Source organism: Pseudomonas sp. LAIL14HWK12:I10 (genome assembly GCF_900184205.1).
Taxonomy (GTDB): Bacteria; Pseudomonadota; Gammaproteobacteria; order Pseudomonadales; family Pseudomonadaceae; genus Aquipseudomonas; species Aquipseudomonas kermanshahensis.
Genome location: NZ_FXWU01000006.1, coordinates 264,525 through 277,718 on the forward strand (window position 1 = coordinate 264,525; position 13,194 = coordinate 277,718).

8 protein-coding genes and 1 pseudogene are annotated in these 13,194 nt (G+C 63.6%); 3 read left to right on the forward strand and 6 right to left on the reverse strand.

Annotated elements, in window-relative coordinates; genetic code table 11:
* Nucleotides 1-50: 50 nt before the first annotated feature.
* The 5 genes and pseudogenes from QOS90_RS15820 to QOS90_RS15840 form a co-directional block, all read right to left on the reverse strand.
* Nucleotides 51-341 (reverse strand): annotated as a pseudogene (locus QOS90_RS15820) (HvfA family oxazolone/thioamide-modified RiPP metallophore); the annotation flags it as partial.
* Between the two features lie 164 nt (nucleotides 342-505).
* Complete coding sequence (locus QOS90_RS15825) at nucleotides 506-1,066, reverse strand: DUF4174 domain-containing protein (RefSeq protein WP_027593861.1); 561 nt, start codon at nucleotides 1,064-1,066, stop codon at nucleotides 506-508.
* Between the two features lie 228 nt (nucleotides 1,067-1,294).
* On the reverse strand, nucleotides 1,295-5,833 hold the full coding sequence (locus tag QOS90_RS15830) for an NEL-type E3 ubiquitin ligase domain-containing protein (protein ID WP_081717483.1): 4,539 nt from the start codon (nucleotides 5,831-5,833) through the stop codon (nucleotides 1,295-1,297).
* A 79-nt stretch (nucleotides 5,834-5,912) separates the two neighbouring features.
* On the reverse strand, nucleotides 5,913-8,273 hold the full coding sequence (locus QOS90_RS15835; protein WP_085273253.1) for a DNA polymerase II: 2,361 nt from the start codon (nucleotides 8,271-8,273) through the stop codon (nucleotides 5,913-5,915).
* A 224-nt stretch (nucleotides 8,274-8,497) separates the two neighbouring features.
* Nucleotides 8,498-9,688, reverse strand: coding sequence for an MFS transporter (locus QOS90_RS15840; RefSeq protein ID WP_027593864.1), 1,191 nt, complete (start codon nucleotides 9,686-9,688; stop codon nucleotides 8,498-8,500).
* Between the two features lie 119 nt (nucleotides 9,689-9,807).
* On the opposite strand from QOS90_RS15840, the gene QOS90_RS15845 reads away from it, so the two are divergent.
* Nucleotides 9,808-10,713, forward strand: coding sequence for a LysR family transcriptional regulator (locus QOS90_RS15845; RefSeq protein ID WP_027593865.1), 906 nt, complete (start codon nucleotides 9,808-9,810; stop codon nucleotides 10,711-10,713).
* Here the strand turns inward: QOS90_RS15845 and QOS90_RS15850 are convergent.
* Nucleotides 10,698-11,618, reverse strand: coding sequence for a LysR substrate-binding domain-containing protein (locus tag QOS90_RS15850; RefSeq protein WP_027593866.1), 921 nt, complete (start codon nucleotides 11,616-11,618; stop codon nucleotides 10,698-10,700). The two genes, QOS90_RS15845 and QOS90_RS15850, sit on opposite strands and share 16 nt — an antisense overlap.
* Nucleotides 11,619-11,778: 160 nt before the next feature.
* On the opposite strand from QOS90_RS15850, the gene QOS90_RS15855 reads away from it, so the two are divergent.
* Nucleotides 11,779-12,555, forward strand: coding sequence for a YqcI/YcgG family protein (locus QOS90_RS15855; RefSeq protein WP_027593867.1), 777 nt, complete (start codon nucleotides 11,779-11,781; stop codon nucleotides 12,553-12,555).
* Nucleotides 12,556-12,557: 2 nt separating this feature from the next.
* A complete protein-coding gene (locus QOS90_RS15860; RefSeq protein ID WP_027593868.1) occupies nucleotides 12,558-13,184 on the forward strand; it encodes a LysE family translocator in 627 nt (208 codons plus the stop codon).
* Nucleotides 13,185-13,194 lie beyond the last annotated feature (10 nt).

Below are 13,194 nucleotides of genomic sequence, written 5' to 3' on the forward strand. Positions count from 1 at the left end.
GGAGGGGCGTTGTGTCATTCCAAGGGTTTAACTCAGGACTTACCGGTCACTTCGCTGGACGAGGCTTCTGCTGCCTTGCCAGCGCCGCCACATTTACCTTCACCGCACTTGCCTTCGCCATGGCTGGCCTTCTTGTCGCCACCGCACTTGCCCTCACCCTGGGTGGCCTTGCCGCTGCCACCGCACTTGCCTTCACCGCATTTGCCTTCGCCAGGCACCTTGGCCGACGCCAGTTGATACCCCTGGGACAGCGGCTCGACAGCGAACGCGCTGCTGCCAAAGGCCATGCTGCCGATCAGGGCGGCGCCGAGCAGGCCGAGAGTGTTGCGTGCATGAGTCATGGTGTAGCTCCACTGTGGTTGGAAAGTGGAGCCATTAGGCCGGGTGGGTGTGTCGGGGTTGTATCGCCGAAATCGGCATTTTGTACATGAATCGGTCTGTAGGCCTGCAGGATACAGTGTGATACAGAGCACCCGCCCCTGCGGCCAGTGGCGGGTGAAGGCTGTCAGTCTTCCAGCGGCTTGGGCGGCGCTGCGGGCTTGGCAGGTTTGACGGGTTTGGCCGGTTTGCTGTCCTTGCCCTTGGTTTCAGGTGCCGCCGCGACAGGCTCTGGCGCAGTCACGGCCTTCTCGCTCGCCGGCAGCTCATCGACCGCCTTGAGGATGGCCTGCGGGTCGATTGGCTCGCCCGTGGCGTCATCTTTGAGCATGTGCCGTTCGCCGTCCTTGCCCACCAGAATCACCTTGGTGCCCGCGCTCGCGCCAAGCTTGAGTTCGCGGATCAGGGCCATGGTGGTCTGCTGCTCGAGGTTCTTGTCCTCGCGCTTGCCGACCATCTTGGCAACGCTGTACAGCACCAGGCTGCGCTCCTTGAAGGCTTTTTGAATTTCCGGGTCTTCCAAGGCTTTGTTCAACCCACGTAATGTCGGGTCGGCAGAACTGGGAGCAATGATCACCAGAGGCCGTGCCTTGCCCAGCTCCTTGGCCAATGGAGCGTCGCTGTCGGCGGCGAACAGTGGGCCGGTGACGGCGAGCAAGGTAGCGAGGGTCAGTGACCGGACGAGCATACACATCTCCTTAATGTCTCGATAAACCAATGACTACAGATCACGGAGAAAAATCCGACCTGGAGCCTAAACCACTTCAAAAGCTGCGTGGCGAAGGAAAAGTAACTGACAATTTCCAGGCATGCGTCAGATCAGGATGACGGACTTTGCCGAAAAGGCCGCCTCCTGACTGAGCATAGCCCAAAGGCACTGCTGGCAAGGCTGCGCTACGCCCCACACGCGGTGTTGTTACACGTCGATGCCAGCGCCCGGAGGCCCCGCCTCCAATGCCGCCAGCGTCATGTCGAGCATCAACCCGCGCCGGGCAGCGCGCTGTGCGGCAAGAATCGCATCCGACTCAGCCTGCCTGGCCTCGTCGGTCAACGCCTCATCGTCGAGCACGCGATCGAGGCGGCGCCGGAACGGCCTGTCCACTTGCGCAAAGCGTTCAGGGTGGGCACGTTCCAGGTGCCCCTGCCAGAACGTTCGGTCCACCAGTGAACGTGCGATTTCCTCCTGCGTCTCTGCCTCGAGCACTTGCGCTTGCGCCCGTGCAAGGTGCGCCTCAGTGACCCCTGCCAGGGGGCGAAAACTCATGTCGGCCACTGCAATGGGCAAGTTCAGGCGATCGCGCAACCCGAGGCGATAGGCAAGCCCCACTTCGCTTTCATCTGGGTTGCCGCCGCGATTCAGGATGTCCAGCACAGCCAGCCGATCGACCTCATCCAGGCGCCACAAACGCCGCCCCAACGCAAGCAAGGCCTGCTCGGTATTACCTGGCTCATCGGTCCGGGCACGCCACACCAGCACGTTCAGTTCAAGGTTACTGAGGCACCAGGTCGCGCCGTCCTGGCAACCCCACTCGTCGTTGGCGATGTCCATCAAGGCTTCGCGCAGGGCCGGCTCCCGTGCCATCGCCTGCAGCACGGCCAGTACCCGCTGGGCGAGGGCTTCAGCATTGATGTGGAAATCTGCGGACTGCAGCAACTGCTGCAGGACGCGAAAGAAGCGATCGGCAGGCTCCCCTATGTCTACCGACTCCCAAGCCGCCATCAGCAGGCCCCGATAACGCGGCCCGACAGCATCCCCCCAAACGGCACGGGCACGCTCGAGTTGTTCGTAAAGCAACACCTCGTCCGTCGGCATGGCCGGCCCCATCAGCGCCGCCTGCAGGCGAATCAGCTCGGCGTTCTCAAACGGGTTTCCGGCCAACCTGATGCGCCGCCGAAAGCCAGGTGCCAGTTGATAGAACCACTCTGGAATCCGCGTCAGGCGGTTCTCGCGCATGTCCATGTACACCAGGCTTGAGCGGCTCTCCACGCCGTGCGGAAACTGCGTCAGCCCCGTATTGCGCAAGTTCAGCCAGCGAAGAACGGTGAGCCCATTCAAGGTGAAGGCGCGACCCAGTGGGTTATGGGACAGGTCGAGGTACTCGAGGCTTGTGGCACTTGCCAACGTAGCGGCCTGGCTGGTGTTCAACACGATCTGGTTATTGGTCAGGGTCAACTGACGCAAGTGCTGCATTTGCAGCAACGGCTGCGGCAAGCGGGTCAGCAAATTCCCCCCCAGGTCCAGTAACCGTGCACGCGGGAAAGCGAGCAGGAAGCTCGCTGGAATTTCCTGCAGCTCCATGCGCAGCAGTGACACATCGGAAACATGAGCAAAGCTGACCTGTGCTGGCATTTCCGGCAGCTCCCCAGGCCGCATGTTGTAAAGGACCATGCGGTAGTTGTGGTCGGTGTCGAGGTGCGCTTGCCCTCCGTCGGTGGTGCGCCGCCAGCAATCGAGCAGCGTGTTGCGCATGCAGGTACGGTCTTCCCTCTCAGCACCTTGGGCCTCCCCGACCCACCCTTCCAAGCTGTTGCGCAGCACCCTGTACTCTGCACGCAATTGGGCCAATACCGCTTCCACTTGGCGCCCCGAACGCCGCACATTGTCGGTCCATGTCGCCACCTGTTCGTCACTGAACGAGGGAAACAGGTCACGCACCGACGCTGCCAGCGCCAGCGCCCGCTCTGGCCTGCCTGGGCCACCCGAGTTACGGCCACCCAAGGGGTAACCCAGGCGGCCATCGGCCAAACGCAGGGGTGGGCGGAACACCCCCGGGGGCTGCACACCCAGCAGCCCTTCAAGTTCGGCACGACGTCGTAGGGCCTCACGCGCCAGCACAACCCTGAGGTTATGGGCGAAGGGCTCCGCTACCTGCATCGCCTCCCGCTGGGACGGTGAATAGGCTGCGGCCATCACCTCGAACAGCTCGCCCGCCTCACCTTGCGGCACCGCTTGAGCATCCAGCAATTGGAACGTGCCCGCGTGGTGCAGCAAATCGAATGCCTGCGCGCCGTCCTCGGTCGATGCCAGCAGCGGCCCACCGCGATGGCCTTCGAACAAGCGCCAACGCACGCCTTGGCCAGTGCCAGGCAAGTGCTTGAGCAGCCCCAGTGCGACACGCGCCAAGTCGGCATTCTGTGGGGTATCCAGGCTCAACGCTTCAAGTACCCTGACCTTGCGAATGGTCGCCACAGCGCCCCTGGCCGCTTCGGCCAGGTTCAATGGCACGCGGCCAGTCTGCAGCAACCGCCGTCGATCATCCCCATTGGCCGCCGTCAGCAGCGCCTGCGCGGCCCGCGGGTGCAAGCCCGAAAACACGTTGCGCAGCAAGGCACTGCCCGGGCTGTCGCTGACCTGCACAGCGTCATACACACGCCCCAATAAAAGGCGCCGCTGGGCCCAGGCGAGCTCGGCCAGCTGCGGGTCCGACGCACCGGCTGCACCCGGCAAGCGCTGGGCATGCTGCAACACGGTGGCATCCTCGACCGGCTCACCCGCCCGCAAGCAGCTGATCACCTGGCGAATCCGTTGGTCGATCCTGCAACGCTCGGCGCTGTCGAGCATGCCGGCCTCGGGCGCACGCCCATACACATGCAGGGCCCGCAGCTGATCCGCACCCAGGTCATGAAAGCCCAGCACCTGGTCGATCTGCTCGTCCGTCATGCTGTCCAACGGCGTGCCAAGGCGGCGGAACATGCGGTGGGTGTCATCCCATTGCGCAGGTTGCTCGCTCCAGACGCGCCAGGCGCCGGCACCGTTGTGACGCAGCGCAGGCCCATTGCCGCTGCGCGGGCGAAGCTGCCATTGGCCATCGCTACCGGAGTCGACCACAGGGTAGTGGTGGCCGTCCATTTCGATCCAGGCCTGCCCGGCGTGGCGTCGAATCCCCAAGGCATCCTGCGTAGCCGCAGGCCCCGGCGCGACGCTGCGGTAAGGTGCCAGGTCCTGCTGCCAAAGCTTGCTGCTACCGTCCTCCAGCTGTGCAGGCACCATCGCATCGACCACAGCAGAACGCGCCCACAACCGCCGCGCCACCGTAACGCCCGCCACTGTCGCCGCAATCACCGCAAGGTCAGTGGCGACGTGGGTCAAATGGTCGAGTGCCTCCTGGGCATCACCCGCCTGCAAGGCTTCGATGCCATGGTAAACCTCGCCCAGCAACTCCCAGACAGTCACCGCGAGCATGACCAGGCCCAGGCCCGGGACAAAAAACGACGCCAGGTTCAGCAGCAGCCAGCCTTCGGCAGCCAGGCGCTCGTCATGGGCACGCTGGACCCCGCGGTCGAGCCGCGCCACCGGCACCGCGATCATTGCCGCATCCTCTTTGATCTGGCGGATACGCGACTGTGCGAGGCTGTTGAACAGCGGTGACGGGTAGGCCTGCAAACGGGGGACGAGGTCATAACTTGCCCAGGCCGGCAGGTCATCAAAAACGGGCGTTACCGTGGCGAAGAACGCCTGGCTGTCGCGCCTGAGCACAAAGCGGCTGAAGAATCGCTGATACGTCTTGACGCGCAAGCGGTGGCCCAGTTCACGGTTGAGGTCATTGAGGCTGCCGAATGCACTCCAGGGCGCCACCGGATCACCCGGCACATACATCAGCAAACGCCGCGTGGTGTTGAACAAAGGGCCTTGATCGATCACCTCCAGTACCACCACCTGCTCAAGCGCATACCCGAGCAGCTTCAGCTGCTTGGCCACCACCAGGTCACCTGCCAGGCGCAGCAGCTTGCCCTCGAGGCACATGCCCACCAGCAATTTCAGCTCGCTGGCATCCAGCAGATTGTCTTGCCGGGCCTTGTAGCCATCCACCAGCATGGCGTAGCGCACGGCATCGACCAGCAACGTCTCGATGCGTTTTTCGTCATTGGCCGGTTTCAGAATGCTGTCCAGATGCTGCTGGTAGCCCTGCCCCAGGTCGAGCTCGCGGCACAGCGCAGCAAAGGCGATGGCGGTGGGCGGTTTGCGCGCGCCCGAGCGCGGTACCAGCAACCGGTTGCCCGCCGGCTGGCCGCCCGCGCTGGCCTGTTCGGCGGTAAAGTTGCGCAGTGCCACCTCAAGCAGTGGTTTTTCGTCGTACACCACTTCTGTGAGGTGAGCCCCCACCGGCTGGGCGTTGATCACCGGTTCACGGCGCCCTTCGAGAAACTTTAACCGGTGCAGGTTGTAGGTAACCCCGTAACGCTCGCTGAGCGCCTTCTCCAGCCTGGAGGCGACGAAGCCATCGATGCCTTCGATGCGCGTCAGCAACGCGCCCAGTTGCTGACGGCTTTCAAGGCTCTTAGCCAACGCGTGGCTGATCGCAGGCAGTTGGTCAATGGGCGCCTGTCGCAACCAACGGGGCAGGCGCTTGCTGATGAAACCATCCTGAAACGCGTCGCTGTCGTGCTGCAGCGTGTCGGGGCGGACGACGGCATTGCCCCCAGCCTGATCCTCTGGCGAGTGTGTAGTGCCCATGCGTAAAGCCTCTTGTGGGTAAAGAGGCCAGCCTAGGCAGCCACGGTTTGTCGAGGCGCTAGATAGGTAATGCCTGTGCTCAGAACAGCTGTAGCTGGCGGCCGGTCAACGCCGCGAAATCATCCCCGACAAAGGGCAGGATGGCATCGGCCACCGGTTGCAGTTGGCGGCTCAGGTAATGCTCGTAATCGATGGGTGCCTGCAGGCTTTCCAAGGGTTCAGGGCCGGCCGTGGTGATCAGGTAGCTGATCCAGCCGCCGTTCTGGTACTGCCGGGGGCGGCCAAGGCGGCTGTTGTACTCATCGGCCAGGCGCGCGGCGCGCACATGCGGCGGCACGTTACGCTGGTAATCGGCCAGCGGACGACGCAACCGCTTGCGGTACACCATCAGCTCATCGAATTCCCCGGCCAAGGTCTGCTGCACATACTGGCGCACATAGTCGCGGTACGGTTGGCCACGGAAGATCCGCCCGTAAAGCGCCTGCTGAAATTCCCGGGCCAGCGGCGACCAGTCGGTGCGTACCGACTCCAGGCCTTTGTAGACCATCTCCTCGCTGCCGTCGGCGCGCTGCACCAGCCCTGCGTAGCGCTTCTTGCTGCCTTCTTCGGTACCGCGGATGGTCGGCATCAGAAAGCGTCGGTAATGGGTTTCGAACTGCAACTCCAGGGCACTTTCCAGGCCCATCGAATCGCTCAAGTGCCGGCGCCACCAGAGGTTGACCTCGGCCACCAGCTCGCGGCCAATGCGCGCAGCAGCGTCCTCGTCATGGGCGCCTTTGAGCCAGACGAAGGTGGAGTCGGTATCGCCATAGATCACATCGAAACCGCGGGCTTCGATCAGTTCGCGGGTCTGGCGCATGATCTGGTGCCCGCGCATGGTGATCGACGATGCCAGGCGCGGGTCGAAGAAGCGACAGCCACTGGAACCCAGTACACCGTAGAAGGCATTCATGATGATTTTGAGGGCCTGCGACAGCGGCGCGTTGCCCGCGCGCTTGGCCGCCTCCCTGCCCTGCCATACCCGCTCGACAATGGCCGGCAGGCAGTGCTGGCTGCGCGAAAAGCGCCCCCCGCGAAAACCTTCGACCGCGTGCTGCGGGTCGGGCTGACGCAAGCCTTCGACGAGGCCGACCGGGTCGATCAGGAAGGTACGGATGATCGAGGGGTACAGGCTCTTGTAGTCCAGCACCAACACCGAGTCGTAGAGGCCAGGGCGTGAGTCCATGACAAAACCGCCGGGGCTGGCTTCGTCCGGGCGGCTGCCGAGGTTGGGCGCGACAAAGCCCAAACGGTGCATCTGCGGTATGTACAAATGGCAGAACGCGGCCACCGAGCCACCGCTTCGGTCCACGGCCAAGCCGGTGACCGAGGCGCGTTCGAGCAGGAACTCGAGCAGCCGGGTGTGGGCGAAGATGCGCGTGACCAGTTCGCAGTCCTTGAGGTTGTAGCGCGCCAGCGACGGTTTGTCTTCGGCGAACATGCGGTTGATTTCATCCATGCGCTGGTATGGCGTGCTGATCGCCTTGCCCTCCCCCAGCAGCGTCTGGGCAACGCTCTCCAGGCTGAACGACGGGAAGCTCCAGGTTGCCGAACGCAAGGCTTCGATGCCGTCGATCAGCAAGCGCCCAGGAGCATCGGCGAACACGTGGCCGCCGCTGGCGTGAGCGCGCAAGGCCATGGGCGCGCCGTTGCGGCCCAGGGCCAAAGGCACCTGCAGGTGCTTGGCATGTTCGTGCAACAGGCGCAGGTCGAACTGCACCAGGTTCCAGCCGATGATCGCATCCGGGTCGTGCCGGGCCATCCATTGGTTGAGGCAATCGAGCAGCGCGGCAGGGTCGTCGCAGTACTGCAGGTCGAAGTCCACCGCGCTGCTGTCGCCGTTGGCCGGGCCGAGCATGTACACCTGGCGCTGGCCGCAGCCTTCGAGGGCGATGCTGTACAGCGCGCCGCGCTCGCTGGTTTCGATATCCAGCGACACCAGACGCAGCGGTGGTCGGTAGTCTGGCAGTGGTTTGAGCTGGGCGTCGCAGAGCACGCCGTGGGCGTCTGGCTGGCCGGTGAACTGCACCGGGGCCGTGATGAAGCGCTCCATCAGGTAGCGCTCGGGGGGGCGGATATCGGCTTCGTACACCTCGACGCCGGCGTTGCGCAGGCGTTGCTCCAGTTGCATCAGCTGGCGATGCTGGCGGCAGTACAAGCCCAGCACCGGGCGTTGATCGAAGTCGCGCAGTTGCAAGGGCTTAAGCTCGACACCCGGCTCGTTGGCCAGCAGCACGCGGGCATGTTCGGCCTGCGCCTGCGCGATGAACGCCACCGAGACTTGCGGCGCCAGGCGCAGCTGGCGCGGGCCTTGGTCCGTCGCCAGCCAGAACTCCACGCACGTGCCTTCGGGTGTGTCATGCCAATGCCGGGTCAGGACAAAGCCCTGCTGCAATTCCACCGCGTGGACCTCTGATCGTCTGTTGTGCTGTAAGTGACGATTCTACCCTGTGCACGGCAATCCAGGGGCTGCCATATCCGGCTTTGCCCTCAGATCCGACTTGGCCTCTGTAGGAGCAGCCTTGTGCTGCGAAGAGGCCGGTAAACCTGGCAGAGTTGCATGGTCAGTACTGGCCTCTTCGCAGCACAAGGCTGCTCCTACAACGACCGCGTAGGCCTGGGAAACTATCGGGAGCCGGCCTTGAACCCGCCACGGCGCCCTGCCCAGGCCAGCAGCCACGCCAGGCCAATCAATACCAGCGCCACGGGGCCAAACCAGGCGACGCCCGCCCCGGTCAACAGCAACCCACCGATAATCCCGCCCAAGGCGATGGCGCTGTTCCATACCGTCACCAGCATCGACTGCGCCACGTCACCGCCCTCGCCCGCTGCATCTGCGCATGCCGTCTGCAACAGTGTTGGCGCGCCACCGTAGGTCACACCCCACAGCGCGATGCTCAGGTACAGGGCCCACGAGGACGCCTGCCCCAGCACCAGCGTGGCCACGGCAAAACCGGCCAGGCTGAGCAGCACCAGCGTGCGCAGGTGGCGATCGACCAACAGCCCGACCAGGCCGATGCCCGCCAGCGCCGACAAGCCGAACACCATCAACACCTGGCCGATTTCGGCAGCCATCCCCGCCGCCCCCAGAAGCGGCACGATGTAGGTATACAGAATGTTGTGGCCGAGGATCCAGGTCATGATCACCAACAGCACCAACGCCACGCCAGGTGTGCGCAACACCTGCAGCGCCGCCGGTCGCTTGCCGGCGGCCTGCCCCGGGTAGTCCGGCACGGCGCGCAACACCCAGACGACCAGCAGCAGCGCCACCACAGTGACCACGACAAAGGTGGCCCGCCACCCCAACAGTGCCCCTAGCCAGGTGCCGATGGGCAAGCCGAGGGACAAGGCTATCGGCTGGCCGAGCATGGCCACCGCCATCGCCCGCCCCTGCAAGGCCACCGGCACCATGCGCCGGGCATGGCCGGCAATCAATCCCCAAGCCAGGCCGGCTGCGGCACCGGTGAAAAAGCGCAGCACCAGGGTAAGGGCATTGGAGGACGACAAGGCCGTCAACCCGTTGAACAGCACGAAGCCACCAATCGCCAGCAGTAATGCACGGCGGCGATACCAGCCTTGGGTCAGGGTCACCAGCGGGATGGCTGTCAGCAGCGAGCCCAATGCATACGCCGTGACCCACTGCCCGGCCATGGCCTGGCTGATCGTCATGCCGCCGGCGATCTGGTCCAGCAGGCCGGCAGGCAGGGTTTCGCTGAGGATGGCAATGAAGCCAGTCATCGCCAGGGCCAGCAGGCCGCTCAAGGGTAAGCGCTCGGCGCTGTCACCCAGGAGCGGTGCGGAAGAAGTCTGGGACATTGCAGGGTGCCTTGAAGTGGTGATCGAGGCCGGCAGTGTGCATGCCGGGGGTATTGCGGAAAAAGATGGGTACAATGCCGTTCACCCCGGACATTCATGTCCGCAATCAGGAGTGCGCAATGGACAGCCTCAGCGGCTTCGTAGTCTTCAACCGGGTGGCCGAAACCCGCAGTTTCGTAGCTGCAGGCCAGTCGTTGGGCATCAGCGCTTCGGCTGTGGGCAAGCGCGTGGCACGGCTGGAAAGCCGCCTGGGTGTGCGCCTGTTCCACCGCAGCACACGCAGCATCACGTTGACCGCCGAAGGCACGCTGTTTCTTGAACGCAGCCGCCGTATCCTGGCTGAGATCGAGGCCACCGAGCAGGCCCTGTCACAGGCCAGTGAAACCCCGCGCGGTCGCCTGCGTGTGAGCCTGCCCCAGGTCACCGGGCTGGTCATGCCGGCGCTGGCCGACTTCATGGCGTTGTACCCTGAAGTTGAACTGGACCTGGAGTTTACCGACCGCATGGTGGATATCGTCGGTGAAGGTTTTGATGTGGTGATGCGCGGCGGTCAACCTGTGGATTCGCGCCTCAATGCCAAGTTCCTCGGCCACTTCCAGCATCGCCTGGTGGCATCGCCCGAGTACCTGCGCGAACGCGGCACGCCCACCCACCCCCGCGACCTGCGTGCACACACCTGCCTGCACTACCGCTTCCCCAGCAACGGCAAGCTGGAGACCTGGCCGCTGCGTCAGGAGCACCCCGACCAGGGCTATGACATCCCCATTTCGATGGTGTGCAACCACGTCGAGACACGCATCTGCTTCGCCCTCAACCACCGCGGCATCACCTGCCTGCCAGACTTCAGCGTGCGCCGCGAGCTGGCCGCCAGCACGCTGGTGACGGTACTCGACAGTTTCATGGAGCGGCGTGGCAGTTTCTACCTGTTGTGGCCGTCGGGGCGCCAGGTGCCGCCCAAACTGCGGGTGTTCATCGATTTCATGCTTGAGCGGGTATTCCCAGGCAGCCCTCAACCGTACAAATAGTTGATGTCCTTGTAGGCCAACGGCGGTACCTGGCTGATCAGGAAGTCACGCAGTTTGTGCATCTGCCGGGCCTTGGGGCTGGATTTCAGCCAGGTCATGTAATACCCGTCACCGGTGGCCACCGCGTGCTTGAACGGCGTCACCAGCCGCCCTGCCGACAGGTCGGAGCTGGCCAGCACCAAGTCCACCACCGAGATGCCCAGGCCTTGCTGGGCCGCCGAAATCCCCTGGTCTAGGGTATCGAACACCTGCCCCTGGTCGATGCTGATATCCAGTGCGTCCATCCGCGCCAGCCAGCGTCGCCAGTCGCGCCGGTCCGGCGACGGGTGCAGGAACTCGCATTGGCGCAGGTCGGCGAGATCGGGCTGGGCTTGCGCCATGTAATCGGGGTGGCACACCGGGATCAGCCACTCATCGAACAGCTTGAAGCTCTCGACATCGGCGGGGAAACGGCCGTTGGCCAGCAGGATGGCGCAGTCGTAGGGCTCCGAATAGAAATCCACGCTGTCGATGTCCATCCACACGCTCGACAGTTGCACGCTGCTGCTGTCATCGAGCTTCTTGAAGCCGTCCAGGGCCCTGAGCAACCAGCGCATGGTGAGCGTGGATGGCGCCTTCAGACGCACGCCATAACGGTCCTGTCGCAGCAACGCGCAGGCGTTCTCGATGATCTTGAAGCCGACCTTGAGCTCTTGTGACAGCAAACGCCCGTGCTCGGTCAGGCTCAGCTTTGGCCCACGACGCTCGAACAGGTCGCAGCCGAACATGGCCTCGAGGGTCTTGATGTGGTGGCTGACCGCCCCTTGGGTCAGCGCCAGCTCCTCCGCCGCACGGGTAAAGGAGCCATAACGAGAGGCCACCTCGAAAGCACGCAGGGCGTGCAAGGCCTGAATCCGTTCCGACATGGCGACGTCCGAAGCATGAGTGAGACTAATAGTAGGTCATAGTTCCACGCGTTTTACAACGTTAAGTCTGTCTCAGAAAATGCGGGTAAATAATAAAGATTACCAACGATTCTGCCTGCATATGACTGGAACGTTACTTAATTAGATGCCTGGGGAAATCATGTTTACGGGTTATGGAAACTGCTATCGCCTGGATGCGCTAGAGCTGGCCGCTGAACATGTGCGGAACACGCAACATTGGACGTACAAAACCATACAACATTTTCGCAGTATTCTCGCCAACCCCGAATTCCCCTGCCTGTTTGGCCGCAAGGCAGTCGCCAGCGAGACCTGCCACATCCTCTTCGCCCGCGCCGAACAACTGGCCGACGACATCGCCCAGGGCCTGGCTGACTACGTGCGCACCATCACTCCGATCCCGCTCAAGCAGCGCATCGGCAGCCCATTGGTGGTGTTTCTCGAAACCGCCAGCGAATACACCCTTGCCGAGCAACAGGCGCTGGCCTGGAAAGTTTTGCAGGGCGTGCACGCGCGCGACCCGCATCCTTGGCCGCAGGCGATGCCGACCGACCCTCACGACACGGGCTGGTCGTTCTGCTACGCCGGCATGCCGCTGTTCATCAACATGAACTTCCCCGGCCACCAACAGATGAAAAGCCGCAACCTGGGGCCGCACATCACCTTCGTCATCAACCCGCGGGAAAACTTCGACGAAGTGGCCAACGCCAGCACCGAAAGTGGCAAGCGTATCCGTGCCCGCATCCGCGAGCGGGTACAGCATTACAACAACGGCATCATGCCCGACACCCTTGGCGCGTTCGGCGATGCCGACAACTACGAGTGGAAGCAGTACCAGCTACAGGAGGCGGGTTCGCTCAACCCGTCGCGCTGCCCGTTCCACGCCCATGTAACAGCCGACACACTGATCGAGAATTGACCGTGAATACCGCACTCACCGCCACCTATGCCCTGACTGTCCTGCTACTGATCGCCACCCCTGGCCCAGTGGTGGCACTGATCGTCAACACCGCTGCCGCCTCCGGGTCGCGCAAAGCCATGTTCACTGCCGTGGGGACCAATTGGGCGTCCCTGGTACTGATTGGCGCGGCGGCCTGGATCATCCTGACCAGCGCGGCCATCGACAAGGCCTGGCTCAGCGGCATGAGCCTGCTGGGCTGCCTGTTCATCGGCTACATCGCCGTGGGCACCCTCAAGGAAGCCCTGCAGGCGCCCACCTCAGAGTCGGCGAACGAAGCGCCTGGGCCTGGGCGTGGCGGCCTGCTGCAAGGGTTCATGGTGGGTATTTCCAACCCCAAGGACATCATCTTCTTCATCGCCTTCTTCCCTCAGTTCATCCAGATCACCGAGTCGTTCGGCAAGAGCATGGTGGTGCTGTCGCTGTTGTGGGTGGCCATCGATTTTGCCGTGCTCAGCCTGTACATCTTCGCCATCGGCAAGATCGCTTCGCAGCGCAGCAATCGCGTCATCAGCCTGGCCTCGGGCGTTGCCCTGCTGCTAATCGCGGCCGGCGGCCTGCTGTACAACCTCAAGGAACTGGCGGCCTGAGCCGGATGCC